The following is a 19,391-nucleotide window of genomic DNA, read 5'->3' as shown; positions in this document are numbered from 1 at the left end:
GCGACAGTCAGGGTGACGCGCGGCATCGACAGTCAGGGTGACGTGAGCCGCATCGCCGCCGCCGCCGAGTTGGATCTCACTCCTACGTCACCTTGGCTGGCGCGCGACGGCGGTCACCGTATCCCCTAATCTCGTAGAGGTCACGCGCCGATCCCCCGCGCAGGCCGATCCCCGCCGAACGACCTGGAAGCGAGACCGCCGTGGCATTGCCCTGGAAACTGCACGGAGACGGCAAGAACGTCCCCGCAAGCGAGATCGTGCTGCCCGAGGAGCGCCTCACCTGGCCGCGCACCATCGGGCTCGGCGCTCAGCACGTCGTCGCGATGTTCGGCGCGACGTTCCTCGTGCCGCTGCTGACTGGCTTCCCGCCGTCCACCACGCTGCTGTTCTCGGGCATCGGCACCATGCTGTTCCTCCTCATCACCCGGAACCGCGTACCCAGCTACCTCGGCTCGTCGTTCGCGTTCATCGCGCCGATCCTCGCGGCCGTCGCCTCCGACGGGCAGGGTGTAGCACTTGCCGGCATCATCGTCGTCGGCGCGCTGCTCGCGGTGGTCGGGCTCATCGTCAACCTCGCGGGTACCCGCTGGATCAACCTCCTCATGCCGCCCGTCGTCGCGGGTACGATCGTCGCGCTCATCGGCTTCAACCTCGCGCCCGCCGCGAAGAACAACTTCGAGGCGTCGCCCCTCGTCGCGTCAGTGACGCTCCTGACGGTCATCGTCGTCGCGGTCGCCTTCAAGGGCATGGTCGGGCGTCTGTCGATCCTCATCGGCGTGGTCGTCGGCTACATCGTGGCCGCGTTCATGGATCAGGTCGACCTCGCGGGATTCGACGAGGCCGCCTGGATCGGCCTGCCCACGTTCACGGCTCCGGTCTTCGCCGCCGAGCACCTGCTCGTCTACCTGATGTTCGTGCCGGTTGTGCTCGCGCTCATCGCCGAGAACGTCGGCCACGTGAAGGGCGTCGGGCAGCTCACGAACCGCAACCTCGACCCGATGGCGGGCCGGGCCCTGCTGGCTGACGGCCTCGCGACGGTGCTCTCCGGTTTCGGCGGCGGCTCACCCACCACCACGTACGGCGAGAACATCGGCGTCATGTCGGCGACGCGCGTCTACTCGACGGCCGCCTACTGGGTCGCAGCGATCGCCGCGATCCTCCTCGCGCTCTCCCCCAAGGTGGGAGTGCTCATCGCGAGCGTCCCGGCCGGCGTGCTCGGCGGCATCACGACGGCCCTCTACGGACTCATCGGCATCATCGGCGTGCGCATCTGGCTCGAGAACAAGGTCGACTTCTCGTCACCCACGAACCAGTTCACGGCGGGCGTCGGCCTCATCGTCGCGATCGGCGACTTCACGATCAACAGCGGCCAGGTGACGTTCGGCGGCATCGTCCTCGGCACCGTGGCGACGCTCGTCGTGTACCACCTCATGAGCGGCATCGCGAAGCTCCGCGGATCCGACGTCGATGAGGCCGGCGACGACCTCGTCGCCGGGGCCGACGGGGCAGCGGATGCGGAGCGGGCCGCGCGCTAACCCGCACGAGCCAGCTGCGCCGTTGCGTGCATCCGACGCCGCGCGCTCGGGGGCGTGCGGTGCGACGCGCTGCGACACGGGGCACCTGCGCGGCGAAGTCGAAGCATCCGGGACTGGTGCGGGGCGCATCCGCCTGTCACTATCCAGCCATGAGCACCATCGACCCGGTCCAAGCACGGCGAGCGCGAGCGGAGCGCCGCATCGGGAGCCCGCGCACGCTCGCGGCGCTCTGGACGGTCGGCGCCGCGCTCTTCCTCCTCGGTGCCCTGCTCGGATTCGGGCTGATCGCCGAGCGCAACTCCGGTCGCCAGATGGCCTTGGGGATCCTCGACCTCGGGGCCGAACCGTGGATCAACGACGCCTGGTACGCGCTCCCTGCCGCGTTCGTGCTGCTGCTCGGCGCACTCCCCCTCTACTTCCTGGTCTACGCGAACCTCATCGGCGATCCGCGTCCGCTGCCGCCCGTGGACCCGTTCACGATCGCACTGGCGGGCACGACGGTCGGGCTTCTCGCCTTCAGCGGTCTCTGGTCGCAGCCGCACCACGTCGGCTTCACGCGCGACGAGCACTTCGCCACCCTCGACACCTGGTCGTCGAGCGCCTGGGCCTCCTACTGGCTCCCCCTGTGGCTGCCGGCACTCGCTGCAGCCCTCACCGTCGTCGCCTTCGTGACGTGCACGCTGCTCCGACGCCGATCCTCGCGGCGAGGAGATGCGGTCCGGCGGATACTCGCGGCGGGCCGCCCCGTGCCTGGCACGATCACCGAGGGGGTGGAGATCTCGCCGGGCACACGCACGATCGCGTCGTGGCGCTTCACGTACACGGACGCCCAAGGCGTGCAGCGCTGGGTGAAGCGCACCAACGCCTTCGAGTGGCAGAACGCCCCGAAGCCGGGGCAGCGCGTGTGGGTGCTCATCGACCCCGCACGTCCGGATGACACCTCGCGGATCTTCGTCTCGAGGTCGTCTCCGGACCGAGCGGAGGACTACGCATGAGCACCGTCGACCCGGCGATCGCGCAACGCCACGCGGCCAAGGCCGACCGCGTAGGAAGCGGGCGAGCACTCGCCGTGCTCCTGGTGATGGACTTCGGCCTGGCGGCGGGTGGATTTCTCGGAGTCGTGGGGTTGAGCTCGCTGTTCTTCATCGCCGAACTCGAGGCGACCAGCACCTTCCCGCTCGTCGCGCTGCTGCCGCTCCTCATCCCGATCGGCATCTTCGTGTCTGTCGGCCTCCTGATTGCGCAGGCCGTCGCTCGGCGCGCCTACACGGGCGAGACGGACTTCACGCGCGCCCTGGCAGACGGGCAGCCGATCTGGTTCGCGGGCGCCGCAGTTGGCGCGTGGGCGTCGCTCGCCGCGCTGGCCATAGAAACGAGTTTCATCACCGGCCCGCTGATCTCGAACGGCGATGGGACCCCGGTCGAGGAGCAGACCCCGTGGGTCGTCACGGTGCTGCCATTGGTGCTGCCGTCGCTGCTCACGCTTGGACTCGCGTTGTCGGTGTGGAGGCGCCTTGCTCGCGCCAGGCGACACCGACGCACGAGGTCGACGTTCGAAGCTGTCTTCGCGACCGGCACCCGCACTTCGGGCGTCGTCACGCAGGGCGTCGAGCGTCCGCCCGCGAGCGCGCGCGTCGTCAGCCGCTGGACGATCCAGTTCACCGACCACCACGGGCAGACCCGCTGGACCACCCCCTCGGGACTGTTCCACGAGGACTCACTGCCCGGGATCGGCGACCAGGTCACCGTCATCTACGATCCCGCGAGCCCCGGAGACGAACGCCGCATCTTCGTCGCCCGCGAGCATCCAGACCGGATCGAGTCGTACCGGGCCCACGAGCCGCCGTTCCCGTTCGGCGCGTGAGGTGCGGGCTGCGCGGTGTTCTCGATGGCGCGCACCGCCCGCATCGGCCCGCGTCCGCCCGTGCCAGCCAGTGCGTGCATCCACCGGCGAATGCATCTTCCCGGCGTGACAAAGATGCGTCCGCCGCATGTTTGCGGGCGGATGGCGCGCGTGCGGGGCGGCTCCTAGGACGGCGGCGTCAGACCAGCGCCGCCTCGAGCGCATCGAGCCAATCGCCCCAGTAGGCCTTCCAGAGCTCGATCTCGTCGAGCACCTGCAGCTTCTCGTGCATGATGGCGAGCTTGGTACGGCCATCCGCGGTGGCGTCGAACGTGAACAGCAGCCCGCCGATCGGCTCGCCGCCGCGCGCGATGAGCACCTTGTAGGTCTTCGACGCGACCTTCGACCGGAACTCCGTCTCGAAGCCGAGCAGTGCATCCCGGTCCTCGTCGTCGGCGATGAGCGCACGAAGCACCTCGCGGTCGACGGGAAGCGTGCGCGAGCGGTTGGCCGTGAACGTACCGTCTGGCATCTGCCCGGCGAGGCGCCGGCCCGTCATCCGCTCGAAGCTGACCGCAATGCCCTGGCTCCACCAGCCATTCTGTTCCGAGTTGGCCATGACCCACTCGACGATCCGCGGATGCGCGGCGTCGCGCCCCACACCGGCGTCGATCGCGTCGATCCAGTCGTCCCAGCCCTGCCCGGTCTGCGCGCGGATCGCCGCGTCGGAGTGCATCGGCTGCGCGACCCAGTCGTGCCGAGCGTGCGCGCCGACAGCCTCCGCGGCGGGTGCGGTTTCGGCGCCAGACGACGCAGGAACGGATGCGGTGATTCCGGGCTTCGCGCTCGGCTCGGCGGGCGCATCCGCCCCGCCACCAAGCAGCACCGAACGTCGCGCAAGCGTCTCGTCGCGCCGTTCGCGCATCTGTGCACCGACGGCCCCTGAAATTTCAGCAAGTGATCCCACGTCGCATCCCCTCGTCGTTGCCACCCTACTCAGCACTCCCGAGCGGCAAGGTCGGTCGTGAGGTGATGTGCGCATCCCGCGATCCGCACGCCGCAACCCGCAGCCCCATCGCTGCCAGCCAAATGGCCCGTTCCCCCACTGCACGGCCCGTCGCTGCCAGTCAAGTGGCCCCGATGCCGGTTCCCAAGGGGCCACTTCTCTGGCAGCGATCCGCACGCCGCCGTCGAGCGACAGACCTACGACGAATGCAGGCTCCCGAGCGCAGGAGCATGCTTCCGTCGCAGGTCTGCGCGCCGACAGAGTCGGGCAGCGTGCCGACAGAGTCGGGCAGCGCGCACCGACAGCACAGGGTGGCGGGGGTCGCCCATCCCGCATCCGTGTGCCCGACCTTCCAGTCCGGGTCACCGTCTCAACCCAATTTGGCAGCGCTACTGGTAGCGCTGCCATTTTTGGGCTAGTGTCACGAAGCAAGCCGGCGAACAGCCCCTGACCTCCCTCAGACGGCCAACCCCACACTCCCTGTCGCCAGCAGCATCCGCCAGATTTCAAAGGAGAAATCATGCACTCTCGTCGACCCACATCGCGCTTCAGGATGGGTTCAGCACTCGTCGCCGCGGCCTCGGCCGTGGTCCTCCTCGCCGGATGCACGAGCGCACCGGCCGAAGGCGGCGGCGGTTCCGCAGGTGGCGAGGACGGCAAGTTCGTCATCGGCTTCCAGCAGCCCCTCGGCGGCCAGGCCTGGCGCGAGATGGGCCTCGCCTCGCTGCAGGCCCTCGCCAACTCACCCGAGTACGTCGACAAGGTCGAGCTCAAGATCGTCCGCACCGACGACAACGACGCCGCCCAGCAGAACGCCGCGATGCAGAACCTCATCGCGGACGGCGTCGACCTCATCCTCTTCGACCCCGCCTCCTCGAGCGGCGCAGACCCCGCCATCGCGCAGGCCACCGCCCAGGGCATCCCCGTCATCGCCAACGGCGGCCCGTACGAGAGCGAGGACGTCTACACGGTCTCCACCGACTGGGCGAGCGCTGGCACCATCGGCGCCGAATGGCTGCTCGAGAACCTCACCGACAACAAGGACGTCGCGGTGCTTGAAGGTCTCGCCGGCGTTCCCCTCAACGAGGGCTCCATGCCAGGCGTCATCGACGCGCTCGAAGCCGGCGGCGCATCGGTCGTCGCCCAAGACACGAACGGCTGGAACGAGGCCACCGCGCAGGAGTCGATGGCGAACATCCTGCGCTCCAACCCCGACATCGGTGGCGTCTACTCGTTCCTGACCGGTGGCCAGGGCGTCGCGGAGGCCTACAAGGCCGCTGGCATCCCCTTCGTCCCGACGGTCGGAGGCTCCGGCTACAACGGCGAGGCGTGCGCGCTCGTCGAGTACGGGCCAGAGGGCTACTCGGGCAACATGATCTTCGGCCAGCCGTCGATCTACGCCAAGGGCCTCGAGCAGGCCGTGAAGCTCCTCGAAGGCGAGGACATCGAGCGCGAGCAGTTCTTCCCGCCGCTCGAGATCACGACCGACAACGCCGCCGACTACTGCCTCGAAGATCGCCCCGCGAACTTCCAGCTCGGCTACGACTTCCCCGGCCTCGACCTGAAGCTCGAGGACGTCATGGAGTACTACTCCGGCTCCTAGCCGGCTCCGGCGGCCCTGCTCGACGGGGCCGCCGACAGGTCTCAATCGCATCGATCAGCGAGGACACATCGAGTCATGAATGCAAGTGAAGTGGGCGCAGCGGCACCGGACGCGCTCCAGCCCGCCGCCGCGCCAGGGCCGCCAGCGACCGGGCAGGCGCAGAGCGGCGAGGCGCTCCTCGTCGCGACCGACCTGGTCAAGAGCTACGGCCCGGTCAAGGCAGTGCAGGGGGTGAGCTTCGTCTGCCACCCCGGCGAGGTGCTGGCGCTCGTCGGAGAGAACGGTGCGGGCAAGAGCACCGTCGCGAAGATGCTGGCGGGTGCCGTCACGCCGACCTCCGGCACGATCACGGTCGAGGATGCGCCGCTCGCGTCCGGCAGCGTGCGCCTGTCGCGTCGCTCGGGCGTGCGCTGCGCGTTCCAGGAGCTCGCGCTCGTGCCCGAGTGGACCGTCGCCGAGAACCTGAGCCTCCCGGATGGGGCGCCGCTCCGCGGCTTCTCGCAGAAGAAGGCGATCTCGGCCGCGAGCGCGCTGCTCGAGTCGCTCGAGCTCCCGCAGATCGACCCGCGAGCGCTCGTCTCAGACCTGTCGCTCGCCAACCGGCAGCTCGTGGAGATCGCCCGCTCCTTCGCGGGCGAACCGAAGCTGCTCATCCTCGACGAGGCGTCATCGGCGCTCACGCCCCCTGGCGTCGAGTGGCTGTTCGCACGCATCCGCGAGCTCACGGCGCGCGGCGGCAGCGTCATCTACGTGTCGCACCGCCTCGGCGAGATCGCAGAGATCGCCGACCGCGGCATCGTGCTGCGCGACGGCGGCCTCGCCGGCGAGTTCTCGCGCGGCTCCTGGACCGACGATGAGCTCATCTCCCTCATGGCGGGCCGCAAGGCCGAGCGGTTCTTCCCAGACCCGCCAGCGCGCACCGACGACGGCGACGTCCTCGAAGTCGAGGGGCTCCGCGCCGAGGGCGTGCACGGCATCTCTCTCACGATCGGCGCGGGCGAGATCGTCGGCATCGGCGGGCTCGCGGGGCACGGCCAGGCCGAGCTGCTGCGCGCCCTGTTCGGCGCATCCGCCGCCACCGCCGACTCGTGGACGATCGACGGCGACCCCGTCACCCGCCTCACCCCCGTGCGCGGCGTGCGGCGCGGCCTCGGCTACGTGCCGGAAGACCGAAAGAAGGAAGGGCTCGCGCTCGAGCTCGGCGTCGGAGAGAACCTCCTCGCCCCCTGGTTCAAGGCCTGGCAGCTCGGCGGGAAGCCGCGCCTCGGCCGCGAGCGCGGCTGGCTCGACGGCGTGCTCGCCGCCCTGTCCGTGCGCACGCGCGGCCCGCTCGAGGCCGCCGGCTCGCTGTCCGGCGGCAACCAGCAGAAGCTCGTCTTCGGCAGGTGGATGAACCGCTCCCGGTCGGTCATCCTGCTCCACGACCCCACACGCGGCATCGACGTGCGCGCCAAGCAGGAGCTGTACGGCGCGATCGTCGACCTCGCCAAGCAGGGCGTCGGCGTGCTCTGGTTCTCCACCGAGGTCGAGGAGCTCGTTCACGTCTGCCACCGCGTGCTCGTGCTCTACAACGGCCAGGTGACCGACGAGCTCGCCGGCGAGCGGCTGACGGCGGATGCGATCGTCGGCGCCGCTGTCGGCGCGACGGGCAGCATCCAGACCGTCTCGGCCGCCGAGCTGGAAGAGGCGGCACGACACACCACCACGAGGAGCAGCAGATGACCGCCACCGTCCCCCCGCCCCCGGCATCCCCCGTCACCCGGGCCGTCGCGAAGCGGCAGGGACTCGTCAGGCTGCGACGCGAGGGCGCGTTCGCGCCAGCCGCCGCGTTCGTCGTGTTCCTGATCGTCTACATCATCATCAACCCGGAGCTGCTGACGAGGTTCCAGCTGCAGACGGCGGCGAACCTCGTGGTGCCGCTCGCGTTCGTCGCCCTCGGTCAGCTGCTCATCGTGCTCGTCGGCGGCATCGACATCTCCATCGGCGCCATCATGAGCCTCTCGAACGTGGTCTTCGCGGCGCAGACCGAGCTGGTCCCCGTCCCCATCGCAGTCCTGATGGGACTCGCGACCGGCCTCGCCTGCGGTCTCTTCAACGGCTTCCTCGTCTCCTACGGCGGCCTCCCCGCGATCGCCGTCACCCTGGCGAGCGCCTTCATCTTCGGCTCCCTGGCCCGCGAGGTCATGGACCGGCCAGGAGGAGACATCACCACCGAGTTCCACCTCGCCACCAGCGGTGAGGCGATCCCGTTCGTCCCCGTCGCGCTCGTCTGGCTCACCCTCATCGCCGTGCTGCTCTGGTTCATCCTGCAGCGCACCGCCCTCGGCAGGCACATCTACGGCGTCGGCTCGAACATGGACAGCATCCGCGCGGCAGGCCTCAACGCCCGCCTCACGAAGCTCGCCGCGTTCGGCATCGCCGGGGTCCTCACCGCCACCGGCGCCATCATGCTCGCCGGCTCCACCATGACCGGCGACCCGCGCAGCGGCGACCCCTACCTGCTGTCCTCGATCGCCGCCGTCGCCCTCGCCGGCGCCAGCTTCACGGGCGGACGCGGCAGCATCATCGGCACGATCCTCGCCGGCATCACCCTCGGCCTCATCGGCAACCTGCTCTTCTTCGCAGGCATCAACTCGTACTGGCAGTACGTCATCTCGGCGCTCATCATCGTCTCCGTCGTGGGCATCCCCGTCGTGTGGCGCAAGGTGTCGTTCGCTCGGAAGGGAGCACGGTCATGACCACAACAGTTCCGGCCGCAGTCGGCGGCACCGGGGCATCCGGCGCCGGAGATTCGGGGACGGGCCCGGGAACGACTGGCGGCGGCGACCACGAGGTCGAGTACTCACCGTCCAAGTCGCTGCTCGCCCGGGTCCCCCGCAGCGTGTGGCCGCTGGTCGCGTTCCTCGTGCTGTTCCTCATCGGCGGCATCATCCGACCGAACCTCATCACCATCGAATCGCTCATCGGCACCGCGACCTTCGCGATCATCCTCTCGATCGCGTCCTTCGGGCAGACCTTCGCCGTCATCCAGGCGGGCATCGACCTGTCGGTACCCAACACGATCGCGTTCTCGGCACTGTCGTTCCTGGCAATGGTCGGACCCCTCGGGCCCTTCGGCGCGTTCATCGGGGCGCTGCTCGCCGGAGCCGTCATCGGCCTCCTCAACGGGCTCGTCATCGCGAAGCTCGGGCTCACCCCCATCGTCACGACCATCGCCATGAACGGCCTCCTGTTCGGCGTGATCCTGCTGCAGTTCAACTTCTCCGAGCTCACGCAGATCCCCGACTTCATCACCGCCATCACGTCAGCGCAGATCAGCGTCCTCGGGCTCTCCATGGCCGCCGTCCTCCCCCTCGGGCTCGTCCTCATGGTCGTGCTGCAGCTGGTCCTCAGCTACACCGGATGGGGGCGCTCGCTGTTCCTCGTCGGCGCGGCCCCCGAGACGGCCAGGCTCGCCGGCCTGCCCGTCGACCGCATCCGCATCACCGGCTACGTCATCTCCGGCATGCTCGCCGCCTTCGCCGGCATGGTCATCGTCGGCTACTTCCAGCAGGCCTCCGCGACCATGGGCGACAGCTACCTGCTCTCCTCCGTCGCCGCGGTCGTCGTGGGTGGCGCATCCATCTTCGGCGGACGAGGCTCGGTCGTCGGCACCGTCGGCGGCGCGCTGGTCCTCGGCCAGGTCGCGACGCTCGTCACCGTCTTGAACCTCGGCTCCAACGTGCAGCAGCTCATCTACGGCGCCATCATCCTCGTCGTCATCTCGCTGTACGGGCGCAAGCGCGGGTAACGACGCTGCCAGGCGTTCGCAGTTGTGGCGTGGTGCCGCTCCCCGACTCGGGAACAGCACCGCGCCACGACTCTGCGCGCTGGTCGAGGTGGATGCGCCCGGCACACACGTGGATGCGCGCGACTCGATTCCCGCTTCCGGGGCGAGGCAAGAGCCACGCCGCCCCGAGTCGCGTATGGTCGGACACTGCCGAGGCGCCGCCGTCGCGCCCCGCCAGCTCCCAACCAGACGCGCACCCGCAATGACCTCACCATCTCCGCAGTCCCAGCCACCGGCCAGCTCCCGCGCCCCGAGCGGCGCATCCCGGGCCCGCTGGATGGACCTCATCCGCGGAAGTGCGATCCTCCTCGTCGTCCTCCTGCACGCCACAGCGATCCCCTGGATGTTCGGCGGCATCAGCTCGGGCCGCGTCGTCAACGACATCAACTCGTTCTTCGCGCCATACCGGATGAGCCTCCTCTTCCTCCTCTCCGGCGTGCTCCTCACCCGGTCGCTCGCGAAACCGCCAGGCACGTACTACTGGAACAAGGTGCGCACCCTCATCTGGCCGTACCTCGTGTGGATGATCATCGGCATGCTCACCGAGGGCTACACGGACCTGCGCGACCCGTTCTTCTGGATCCCGAACAACTGGCTGTGGTTCATCTTCTTCCTCGCCGTCTACTACGCGGTCGCGCCGCTGCTCGCGCGCATCCCGGGCACCTGGTTCGCTCTGGTGCCCGCCGTGCTGTGGATCGCCAGCTGGCCGCTGCCAGACGGCGACCTCTCCAACCTCTGCTATTACGGAGGCTTCTTCTTCGCCGGCCACCTGTGCGTGCGCCTCGGCTCGCGACTCTCCCGCTTCGAGACGCGCACCCTCATGTGGGTGTGCCTCGCCGTCGCATCCGGCTTCGGGGCGTTCATCATCGCCGGCAACCGCGGCTACACGAACGCCATGACCGCGGGCTTCGACGCGCACCGCCTCGAGCTCCTGCCGGTCGTGATCGCCGGCATCGCCGGCACGGTCATGGCCGTGCGCCGACTCACGGGCTCCCACGAGGGCCACAGCCACGACCGCGCCAGGTGGCTGCAGTACATCGGCCGCAACTCGGTGGTGTTCTACCTCGTGCACTTCCCAACGCAGGTGTGGATCACGAACTCCCTCAGCAGCCTCGGCGTCACCAACCCCAACATCTCCCTGCCCGCCTGCTTCTTCGGCGCCCTCGCCGTCGCGTATCTCGCGTGCTGGCTGCGCCGATTCCGGGTCGTGGATGCGCTGTTCGTGCTCCCCAGGTTCGCGCGCCGCAGCACGCAGCTCGCACCGCCAGTCCGCCCCGCGTAGCCGCGCATCCACCCGCCAGACGACCACCAGGAGGACCCCGTGTCCAGCTCCGTCTCCCTCATCCGCGCGAACGCGCTCAGCGACGCCGCCGAATACGCCTACGCCTCCACCGTCGACGCAGGCGCGCGCCTCGTCTTCCCCGCAGGCGCCTGCCCCCTCAACGACGACGGCACGACGGCCGCCGTCGGCGACTACGCGGGTCAGGCCGCGAAGTGCGTCGAGAACCTGCGCATCGCCCTCGCCGAGGCGGGCGCGCGCCTCGAGGACGTCGCCAGCACGCGCGTGCTCGTCGCATCCAGCTCGCAGACCGACCTCGTCACCGCGTGGGAGGTCGTGCGCGACGCGTTCGGCGACCACGACGTGCCGAGCACCCTCCTCGGCGTCACCGTGCTCGGCTACGACGACCAGCTCGTCGAGATCGAGGCGGTCGCAGCGGTGGCGCCCGCCACGCCTCGCGCGTAGCTCGAGCCTGCGCCGGCGGAGCTCGCGCTGGGGTCGTTCCCATCTGGGGTGCGCAAGATGAGCAGCGGATGCGACACGTGCATCCGCCAGACACGGCCCGGCCGGGCACAACCCGACCGCCGCGCCGCCTGCATTTCGATCAAAGGAGATCGCCGTGTTCAAGAGCCCATACCCAGACGAGCAGATCCCGAACGTCTCGGTCTTCGACTTCCTGTTCGCCGAGCTGAGCGAAGCGGATGCGGCCCGCACCGTCATCGTCGACGGCACGAGCGGCGCCGAGACGACCTTCGGGGCCCTCAGGCAGCAGATCGAGCTCATCGCCGGGGCCCTCGCCGGCGGCGGGCTCGGGGTTGGCGACGTGGTCGCCCTGCACTGCCCCAACGTGCCCGCGTTCGCGTCGGTCTTCCACGGCATCCTCCGCTCCGGTGCCACAGCGACGACCATCAACGCCCTCTACAACGCCGAGGAGATCGAGACGCAGCTCCGCGACTCCGGCGCGAAGCTGCTGTTCACCGTGAGCCCGCTGCTCGCGCAGGCCCACGCCGGCGGCATCGCGGCGGGCCTCGAGCAGGACGCCATCATCGTCCTCGACGGCGCCGAGGGCTACCACGACCTCCGCGAGCTCCTCAGTGCCGGCCTCCCCGCGCCCGACGTGAGCTTCGACCCGGCAACCCACGTCGCCGTCCTCCCCTACTCCTCCGGCACCACCGGCAACCCCAAGGGCGTCAAGCTCAGCCATACGAACCTCGTCGCGAACGTCGTGCAGACCTACCCGGTCCTCGACGTCGAAGCGGACGACGTGGTGCTGGCGCTCCTCCCCTTCTTCCACATCTACGGCATGACCGTGCTCCTCAACATCGCCATCAAGAAGCGCGCCCGCCTCGTCACGATGCCGAAGTTCGACCTCGGTGAGTTCCTGCGCATCATCGAGACGCATCGATGCACCTACCTGTTCATCGCGCCGCCGATCGCCGTCGCGCTCGCGAAGCATCCGCTCATCGACGACTTCGACCTGTCGAGCGTTCGCACGGTCTTCTCCGGCGCCGCCCCCATCGACTCGGCGCTCATGACGGCCGTCGCCGACCGCCTCGGCACCCGCACCAGGCAGGGGTACGGGATGAGCGAGGCAAGCCCCGTCACGCACGTCCTCCCCCTCGAGCGGAACGGAATGCCGCTCGGCTCGGTCGGCGTGCCCATCGCCAACACCGAGGTGAAGCTCGTCTCGACCGAGACCGGTGCCGAGATCGACGCCGTCGAGGGCGGGCAGAGCGAACCTGGCGAGGTCTGGGTGCGCGGCCCCCAGATCATGCTCGGCTACCTCGGCCGCGACGATGCGACGCACGAGGCCGTCGACAGTGACGGCTTCCTGCACACCGGTGACATCGCGACGGTCGGCCCGCTCGGGGAGTTCACGATCGTCGACCGGCTCAAGGAGCTCATCAAGTACAAGGGCTACCAGGTCGCGCCCGCCGAGCTCGAAGCGCTGCTGCTCACGCATCCCGACATCACCGACTCGGCCGTGGTGGGGGCGCTGGATGCGGACGGGCAGGAGATCCCGAAGGCGTTCGTCGTGCGCCGCGAGGGTTCCTCGCTCGATGAGGCCGGCGTCGAGGCGTTTGTCGCCGAGCACGTCGCGCCGCACAAGAAGGTGCGGGCCGTCGCGTTCATCGACGTCATCCCGAAGTCGACCTCAGGCAAGATCCTGCGGAAGGACCTCCGCGGCCGCTGAGGCTCGGGCGGGCCTCGCCGTCGCCGCCCAGGGCGGTGTTGTGGTCGTCAACATCGACGTGAGGCGACCACAACTCCGCCCTGGAGCTCGGCCTACGCGCTCTCGCGGGCGACGACCTCGAAGCCGAGGTCGACAGTCTCGCCCTCGGGCGCATCCGCACCGCCACGACTCATGCGAGCGAGCAGCAGCTCGCCCGCCTTCGTGCCGATCTCGCGGTTGGGCACCGCCACGGTCGTGAGGGTGGGCGTGAGGTGCGACGACAGCTCGAAGTCGCCGAAGCCCGTCACAGCCAGCTCCCCGGGCACGGAAACGCCGCGGCGAGCGCACTCGAGCACAGCGCCCGCCGCGAAGACGTCGCTCGCGAACATGAGCGCGTCGGTCTCGGGATGCTCGCGCAGCGTCGCGTCGAGCAGGTCGCGACCCGTCTCGAGGTCGACGGCCGCGACACCCGAGTCGACGACCCGAACGGGCTCGCCCGGGAACAGCTCGGCCACGGACTGCTCGAAGCTCGCCCGCCTCGCCGCCGCACGGAAGTCGCCGGACTGGAACGAGCCAGCGAACGTCGGATGCGCGTATCCCTTGTCCCGCACGTACTCGACGAGCGCGCGGACGGCATCTTCGTTGGAGAAGCCGATGAGGCTGTCGACGGGGTTCTCGCTCGAGTCCCACGCCTCGACGACGGGGATTCCGGAGGCTCGCAGCAGCGTCGACGCCGCCTCCGTGTGCTGCGCGCCGACGATGAACATGCCATCCGGTCGCCGCCCGAGGAAGGCACGGACGAGCTCCTCCTCGTGCTCCGGGCTGTACCCGGTCGTGCCGATGAAAAGCTGGTACCCGAACGGCGAGAGCATCGCCTCGAGGCCGTGCAGCGCATCCGCGAACACCGATGCGGAGATCGACGGGACGATCGCCGCGACCGTCATCGACCGGTTCGACGCGAGGTTCGACGCGGCCAGGTTCGGCACGTAGCCAAGCGCCCCGATCGCCGACTGCACTCGCTCGAGGGTGTCGGCCGACACGAGCTCTGGCGTCCGCAGCACACGCGAGACGGTCTGCGGAGAGACCCCCGCAGACGCCGCGACGTCGGTGAGCGTCACCTTCTGCGTCGACCGCCTGGTCACAGCAGCCTTCTGGCCGCCAGGTTGCGCATGAGCGCTGCGATCCCGAATGTCCACGGCGCACACTCCTCGCTGGTCTGTACCTGGCCCACCAGACTACCGAGGGCAGGTGACGAGATGCGCACGACGTCCCCAGCGTGGTGCGTGAAGCCGTGGTCGGGCTGGTCGCGGTCGACGATGGGCGCGAACATCGTGCCGAGCATGAGCACCGCCCCGTCCGGGTACTGGTGGTGCGGGCCGAGCAGCTGCGCGGCGAGGTCGGCGGGGTCGCGGGAGATCTGCGCGAGGTCGGAGGAGCCGTGCAGGGTGAAGCCGTCGAGCCCCAGGATGTCGAGCTCGACCGTCATGCCGCGCACCGAGTCGAGGTCGAAGCCCGTGTCGAAGAGGCGGATGAACGGGCCCAGCCCGCACGACGCGTTGTTGTCCTTCGCCTTCGGCAGCAGCAGCGCCGAACGGCCCTCGACGTCGCGCAGGTTCACGTCGTTCGCCAGCGTCGCGCCGACGATCGTGCCGGTGGATGCGATGAGCAGCGCCACCTCCGGTTCCGGGTTGTTCCACTCCGACGAGGAGTGCACGCCGACCTGCTCGGCGGTGCCCATCGCCGAGAGGGTCGGGCCCTTCGTGAAGATCTCCGCGTCCGGGCCGATGCCGACCTCGAGGTACTGGCTCCAGAGCCCCTCCCCCACGAGGTACGCCTTGAGCGCCGTCGCTTCCTCGGACCCAGGCTTGAGGCTCGCGAGGTCGGTGCCGATCTCCGCGAGAATCTGCTCGCGCATCCGCGCCGCCGCCTCGATGTCGCCGCGCACCCGCTCCTCGATGACGCGCTCGATCATCGAGACCGCGAAGGTCACACCCGCCGCCTTCAGCACGTGCAGGTCGACCGGGGCGAGCAGCCACGGCTTCGACTCGTCGCGGGTGGTGGGCTCTGTGTTCGCGAAGATCTCGTCGAGTGAGCCGAGGTTCGGCGCATGCGCCGCGACCTCCCGCACCGCAGCCGCGGGCTCGGCCGACTCGGTGATGTCGCTGACCGTCGCGAAGGTTCCGCTCAGGTCGAGAACGCCGTCAGCAGTGATGAGCACCGGTGATGGGCCGCCGACCGCCGGGTCCCAGACCCGGCCGATGAGCGTGCCCGTCGTTCCGTCGGCGGGGAGCGCCTGGGCGGCGCTGCCCGACCATCCGGCTGCCGGCTGCTGGCCTGAGGCCATCTGCTGCGATGTCATGTGAGCTCCTGGATTCTGGTCGTGATGGTCGGTCGTGGCGAGTGGGTCGTGAGGTTTCGGGATGGAGAACTCGCTTCGGTGCGGGAACTTTCCCCGAAGGAAGCGACATTCCCATCCCGAGACGAAGGCGGGAGGTCACACGAGTTGAGGCTGGTGGCTGACATGGTGGGCTTCGCTCGGTTCAGGTCGGCTCGGCGTCAGCGGCGGTGGAAGATGCCCTCGCGCTTCTCGGCGAAGGCGGCGCGGCCCTCGTCGGCGTCGGCGGTGGCGAAGGTGATGGTCTGGAGGTCTCGCTCGTAGGCGACGGCCGCGTCCTGACCCATGTTGTAGGAGGCGCGCAGGTTGGCCTTCGCCGTCTCGGCGGCGATGGGCGGTCGGGATGCGATGATCGCGGCGAGTTCGCGAGCCCGGTCCAGCAGTCGATCGCCTGGCAGCACCTCCGAGACGATGCCCCAGGCGAGCGCCTGCTGCGCCGAGATGGGGTCGCCGGTGAGGAGCATGAGGGCGGCGTTGCTCGCGCCGGCGGAGTGGGCGAGGAACGACGCCATGCCACCGCCGCCGATCCAGCCGAGCTTGATCTCGGGGGCGGCGAGCGACGCGGTCTCGGAGGCGAGGCGGATGTCGCAGGTCATCGCCGTCTCGAGCCCACCGCCGAACGCGTAGCCGTTGATGGCGGCGATGATGGGCTTGCGGAGGGCGCGGAGGGCGTCGCAGTAGTCCTCGCGGTTGCGGAAGTCCCACGGGGTCGCGTACTTGTCGAGCGAGCGGATGTCGCTGCCCGCGCAGAACGACCGCTCACCCGCGCCGGTGAGGATGACGACGCGCACGTCGTCGCTCTCGTTGGCCCAGGTTGCGACGGTGACGAGTGCGTCGGACATCTCCTGCGTCACCGAGTTGAGCTTCGCGGGGCGATTGATGGTGACGGTGGCGGTGAAGCCGTCGAGTTCTACCAGGATCTCGTCGGTACCGAGCTGAGGGATGCTGTCGGTCATGAGCTGGCTCCTGAGGTCGTGGGGTGGGCTGCGTGGAAGCGCGAAACGGATGCATCGATGCGCGTCGATGCAGCAGTCGGCGGAGGCGAGGCGGCACGCGCAGCCGCAGCCGGAGATGCGGGCGAAGCGCCAGATGCCCCCGCCGACGCGACGAAGGCCGCCTCGAGCGCGTCGAGGCACGCGTCGCCAAGCTCTGCGACGTGGCTCGCGTCGCAGAGCAGCGCATCGCGCAACAGTTCAGACGCTTTGGTCTGGAACGCGATGTAGCCGTCGTACCGCGGTCGCACCCACGACTCCTCGATGGTCGCCGCCGTGTTCGCGTAGAAGTCATGCGCGGCCTCGTTGACGTGGGCGTCGTGCCACGCGGAGCGCAGTCCGGGCTGACCGTCGTGCTGCGGGATGAACGTGCGCTGCGTCTCGGGGTCGAGCAGCCAGGCGAGGTGGGCGACGAGCTCGGGGGTGACGCGGCAGCGCCTCGAGATGGCGATGCCCGTGCCGCCGATCGTGGAACCGAGGCGCGCCGATGCGGCCCAGCGCGGCGCATCCCGGAACTGCAGGGTGGGCGACGAGTAGTTCACGTACCCGTAGACGAGGGGAACATAGGCGAGCGAGTCGCTGCTCGACATGCGCTCGAGGAGGGCGATGGGGTTCTCGCCCTGCGTCGCTGCCGGGGACCGGCGGGCGATGGTGTGGAGCAGCGCAAACGCCTCCTGAGCGGCAGGGCGGGAGGAGAAGAGCGACCCTTCGGCAGGACTGTCGGAGATCGGCGCGCCGGCCCCTGCGAGCACGGACGCGAATGTGAGGAACGCGTGCGGGCCGGCGAGCGACAGCGCCACGGAGGCGCATTCGGAGAGAGCGACGACGTCGTCCCAGGTGCTCGGCACGGCCGCGGCGATCAGGTCGACCCGCGCCGCCGCGACCTGCGTGGCCGCGTCGAGTGGCAGCGCCCACTGCGCGCCGTCCAGAGAGTATGAGGTGAAGCTCGGGCCGATCGCGTCAGCCGCGATCCGTTCGAGGACGGCCGCGTCGAAGATTTCGTCGAGCGGCCGGAACGAGCCGCTCGCGAGCGCTTCGCCGAGGTGCGGATGGTCGAGGACGATGAGGTCGTAGCGGTCGGCCAGGTCGGCGATCGGCGCCGACTCGAAGCCTTCGAGCGGATGCGCCTCCCACTCGATCTCGATTCCCCCGCGGCTACCGTCGAGCGTCGAACCGGCCGCTTCGAGCGCAGCGCGTCCTCGCGGATGGTCCCAGGTGAGCCCGCGGTAGCGAGGCGGATGGCCCAGCGTTTCTGCGGCGACCGGCGGCGTCCCACTCATGATCGTTCGGCGCTCGCGCCGACGTTCGCGGTTTGAGCGCTCGAACTGGCGTCGAGCCCGGGGGTGGAAGCCGCGGCCGGCTCCGGCGCCCCTTCTCCGGGGAGCACCGCATCCGACCCGCCAGGCAGGGCCGTGCCGTCGGCCGACACCGCACCGCCGAGCTGCTCCCGCACATTGTCGAGGGTGGCGTGCACGGCGATCGCGCCGCGCTCGGCGAGCTCCTCGATGTGGGCGGCCGCGTGCCCGAGCTCGCTGAGAATCTCTCGCGTGTGCTCGCCCGTGAGCGGGGCGCCTCGGTCGATTCGAGCGGGCGTCTTCGAGAACTTGTAGGGGAAGCCGGGCGTCTTCACGAGCCCCTCGGTGGGGTGCTCGTACTCGACGAACGTGCCGTTGTGCGCGATCTGCGGGTCGGCGACGAGGTCGGCGTAGCCGTAGACGGGGCCGGCCCAGATCGAGGTCTTCGAGAACGCGTCGAGCCAGTGGGCGCTCGTGTTCGTCGCGAGCCGGGCAGCGGTCTTGGCGAAGACCTCGTCGCGCAGGCGCCACGAGTCGTCGAGCGTGTCGAGGCCGATGAAGCTGTCCTCGCCGATCGTGCGTCCGAGCTCCTCGAGGTCTGGCATGGCGAGCACGATGAAGCCGTCGGAGGTCGCGAACGAGCCGTACGGCGAGCGGATGTAGACGTGCGCGTGCGGCTCGGCGCTGCGCTGCTGCGGCACTCCCCCCGCGGTGAAGACGGACAGCTCCTGCATCTGCAGGGTCGTGATGGCGTCGAGCATGTTCACGGTCACGAGCTGCCCCTCCCCCGTGCGCTCACGGTGGAAGAGCGCCGCGAGCACGCCTTCGAAGGCGGTGGATGCGGTGACGGCGTCGACGAGGTACTGTCCGGCGGCCTGCGGGGGCTCGCCGTCGCGACCGGTGGAGAGCATGGCGCCGCTCATGGCCTGGAGGAGCAGGTCCTGGCCCGGCCGCATCCGGTACGGACCGTCCTCGCCGTAGCCGGAGACCGACACGTAGACGATGCTCGGGTTGATGGCGCGCAGCGTCTCGTAGTCGACGCCGAGACGAGCGGCGACGCCTGGCCGGTAGTTCTGCAGGAACACGTCGCTGGTCGCGACGAGCTCGCGCAGGACCTGGCGGCCGTCGTCGGACTTGAGGTCGAGGGCGATGGAGCGCTTGTTGCGGTTGAGCGAGAGGAACGAGACGTTGATCTCGTTGCCGTTGGCGCCGCCCGCGGGGGCGTGGCGCTGCCACTCGCCGGCCGGCGGCTCGACCTTGATGACGTCGGCGCCGAGGTCGCCGAGGCGCTGTGCCGCGAAGGGGCCCGCCATGGCGATCGAGCAGTCGAGCACGCGGATGCTGGAGAGGATTCCGCCGCCGGCACCGGCCTCTGGCTGGTGCGTCTCGCTGGTGTCTTCTGCGCCGCTCATGGTGTTCCTCGTTTCGGTGGATGCGCTAC

16 protein-coding genes are annotated in these 19,391 nt (G+C 69.7%); 10 read left to right on the top strand and 6 right to left on the bottom strand.

Annotated elements, in window-relative coordinates; translation table 11 throughout:
• Positions 1-200 precede the first annotated feature (200 nt).
• The 3 genes from ACQFZP_RS15005 to ACQFZP_RS14995 all read left to right on the top strand — a co-directional run bounded on the left by ACQFZP_RS15005 (position 201) and on the right by ACQFZP_RS14995 (position 3,399).
• Positions 201-1,535, top strand: a complete 1,335-nt coding sequence (locus tag ACQFZP_RS15005) for a uracil-xanthine permease family protein (protein ID WP_211891866.1) — start codon at positions 201-203, stop codon at positions 1,533-1,535.
• Positions 1,536-1,684: 149 nt separating this feature from the next.
• Positions 1,685-2,530 (top strand): hypothetical protein, encoded by an 846-nt coding sequence (locus tag ACQFZP_RS15000; RefSeq protein ID WP_211891865.1) that lies wholly within the window; start codon positions 1,685-1,687, stop codon positions 2,528-2,530.
• Positions 2,527-3,399, top strand: coding sequence for a DUF3592 domain-containing protein (locus tag ACQFZP_RS14995; RefSeq protein WP_211891864.1), 873 nt, complete (start codon positions 2,527-2,529; stop codon positions 3,397-3,399). Before ACQFZP_RS15000 ends, ACQFZP_RS14995 begins: the two co-directional genes overlap by 4 nt.
• Positions 3,400-3,577: 178 nt before the next feature.
• Here the strand turns inward: ACQFZP_RS14995 and ACQFZP_RS14990 are convergent, their stop codons facing one another.
• Entirely contained in the window at positions 3,578-4,303 is a 726-nt protein-coding gene (locus ACQFZP_RS14990; protein WP_211891863.1) for a hypothetical protein, read from the bottom strand.
• Positions 4,304-4,904: 601 nt separating this feature from the next.
• Here ACQFZP_RS14990 and ACQFZP_RS14985 point away from each other — a divergent pair.
• The 7 genes from ACQFZP_RS14985 to ACQFZP_RS14955 all read left to right on the top strand — a co-directional run bounded on the left by ACQFZP_RS14985 (position 4,905) and on the right by ACQFZP_RS14955 (position 13,289).
• Entirely contained in the window at positions 4,905-5,987 is a 1,083-nt protein-coding gene (locus ACQFZP_RS14985; RefSeq protein WP_104310478.1) for a substrate-binding domain-containing protein, read from the top strand.
• A gap of 75 nt (positions 5,988-6,062) precedes the next feature.
• A complete protein-coding gene (locus tag ACQFZP_RS14980) occupies positions 6,063-7,709 on the top strand; it encodes a sugar ABC transporter ATP-binding protein (RefSeq protein ID WP_211891862.1) in 1,647 nt (548 codons plus the stop codon).
• Positions 7,706-8,725, top strand: a complete 1,020-nt coding sequence (locus ACQFZP_RS14975; RefSeq protein ID WP_211891861.1) for an ABC transporter permease — start codon at positions 7,706-7,708, stop codon at positions 8,723-8,725. The genes ACQFZP_RS14980 and ACQFZP_RS14975 overlap by 4 nt, the downstream gene beginning before the upstream one ends.
• Complete coding sequence (locus ACQFZP_RS14970) at positions 8,722-9,777, top strand: ABC transporter permease (RefSeq protein WP_211891860.1); 1,056 nt, start codon at positions 8,722-8,724, stop codon at positions 9,775-9,777. The genes ACQFZP_RS14975 and ACQFZP_RS14970 overlap by 4 nt, the downstream gene beginning before the upstream one ends.
• 241 nt (positions 9,778-10,018) lie before the next feature.
• Positions 10,019-11,098, top strand: a complete 1,080-nt coding sequence (locus tag ACQFZP_RS14965; protein ID WP_211891859.1) for an acyltransferase family protein — start codon at positions 10,019-10,021, stop codon at positions 11,096-11,098.
• Between the two features lie 39 nt (positions 11,099-11,137).
• Entirely contained in the window at positions 11,138-11,560 is a 423-nt protein-coding gene (locus tag ACQFZP_RS14960; RefSeq protein ID WP_211891858.1) for a RidA family protein, read from the top strand.
• 154 nt (positions 11,561-11,714) lie between these two features.
• Positions 11,715-13,289 carry an AMP-binding protein gene (locus ACQFZP_RS14955; RefSeq protein WP_211891857.1) on the top strand — a complete coding sequence of 525 codons (1,575 nt, stop codon included), beginning with the start codon at positions 11,715-11,717 and terminating at the stop codon, positions 13,287-13,289.
• 92 nt (positions 13,290-13,381) lie between these two features.
• Here ACQFZP_RS14955 and ACQFZP_RS14950 read toward each other — a convergent pair whose 3' ends face one another.
• The 5 genes from ACQFZP_RS14950 to ACQFZP_RS14930 all read right to left on the bottom strand — a co-directional run bounded on the left by ACQFZP_RS14950 (position 13,382) and on the right by ACQFZP_RS14930 (position 19,362).
• Positions 13,382-14,410, bottom strand: coding sequence for a LacI family DNA-binding transcriptional regulator (locus ACQFZP_RS14950; RefSeq protein ID WP_211891856.1), 1,029 nt, complete (start codon positions 14,408-14,410; stop codon positions 13,382-13,384).
• A complete protein-coding gene (locus ACQFZP_RS14945; protein WP_249312591.1) occupies positions 14,407-15,627 on the bottom strand; it encodes a fumarylacetoacetate hydrolase family protein in 1,221 nt (406 codons plus the stop codon). Before ACQFZP_RS14945 ends, ACQFZP_RS14950 begins: the two co-directional genes overlap by 4 nt.
• A 197-nt stretch (positions 15,628-15,824) precedes the next feature.
• Positions 15,825-16,619, bottom strand: a complete 795-nt coding sequence (locus ACQFZP_RS14940) for an enoyl-CoA hydratase/isomerase family protein (RefSeq protein ID WP_211891855.1) — start codon at positions 16,617-16,619, stop codon at positions 15,825-15,827.
• Positions 16,616-17,935: an ABC transporter substrate-binding protein gene (locus ACQFZP_RS14935; RefSeq protein ID WP_211891854.1), complete on the bottom strand. Its 1,320-nt coding sequence runs from the start codon at positions 17,933-17,935 to the stop codon at positions 16,616-16,618. Before ACQFZP_RS14935 ends, ACQFZP_RS14940 begins: the two co-directional genes overlap by 4 nt.
• Entirely contained in the window at positions 17,932-19,362 is a 1,431-nt protein-coding gene (locus ACQFZP_RS14930) for a CaiB/BaiF CoA transferase family protein (protein WP_211891853.1), read from the bottom strand. The genes ACQFZP_RS14935 and ACQFZP_RS14930 overlap by 4 nt, the downstream gene beginning before the upstream one ends.
• Between the last annotated feature and the right edge of the window lie 29 nt (positions 19,363-19,391).

This window comes from Pseudoclavibacter sp. Marseille-Q434, from assembly GCF_050315415.1.
Lineage (GTDB): Bacteria > Actinomycetota > Actinomycetes > Actinomycetales > Microbacteriaceae > Pseudoclavibacter.
Note: the sequence above shows the minus strand (reverse complement) of the source record. Positions and strands in the feature narration are given on the sequence as shown.

Coding starts and splice junctions, on each gene's coding strand:
- ACQFZP_RS14965 (WP_211891859.1), top strand. CDS start 10,019: ATGACCTCACCATCTCCGCAGTCCCAGCCACCGGCCAGCTCCCGCGCC.
- ACQFZP_RS14945 (WP_249312591.1), bottom strand. CDS start 15,627: ATGACATCGCAGCAGATGGCCTCAGGCCAGCAGCCGGCAGCCGGATGG.
- ACQFZP_RS15000 (WP_211891865.1), top strand. CDS start 1,685: ATGAGCACCATCGACCCGGTCCAAGCACGGCGAGCGCGAGCGGAGCGC.
- ACQFZP_RS14935 (WP_211891854.1), bottom strand. CDS start 17,935: ATGAGTGGGACGCCGCCGGTCGCCGCAGAAACGCTGGGCCATCCGCCT.
- ACQFZP_RS14975 (WP_211891861.1), top strand. CDS start 7,706: ATGACCGCCACCGTCCCCCCGCCCCCGGCATCCCCCGTCACCCGGGCC.
- ACQFZP_RS14980 (WP_211891862.1), top strand. CDS start 6,063: ATGAATGCAAGTGAAGTGGGCGCAGCGGCACCGGACGCGCTCCAGCCC.
- ACQFZP_RS14985 (WP_104310478.1), top strand. CDS start 4,905: ATGCACTCTCGTCGACCCACATCGCGCTTCAGGATGGGTTCAGCACTC.
- ACQFZP_RS14970 (WP_211891860.1), top strand. CDS start 8,722: ATGACCACAACAGTTCCGGCCGCAGTCGGCGGCACCGGGGCATCCGGC.
- ACQFZP_RS14995 (WP_211891864.1), top strand. CDS start 2,527: ATGAGCACCGTCGACCCGGCGATCGCGCAACGCCACGCGGCCAAGGCC.
- ACQFZP_RS14990 (WP_211891863.1), bottom strand. CDS start 4,303: ATGCGCGAACGGCGCGACGAGACGCTTGCGCGACGTTCGGTGCTGCTT.
- ACQFZP_RS14940 (WP_211891855.1), bottom strand. CDS start 16,619: ATGACCGACAGCATCCCTCAGCTCGGTACCGACGAGATCCTGGTAGAA.
- ACQFZP_RS14930 (WP_211891853.1), bottom strand. CDS start 19,362: ATGAGCGGCGCAGAAGACACCAGCGAGACGCACCAGCCAGAGGCCGGT.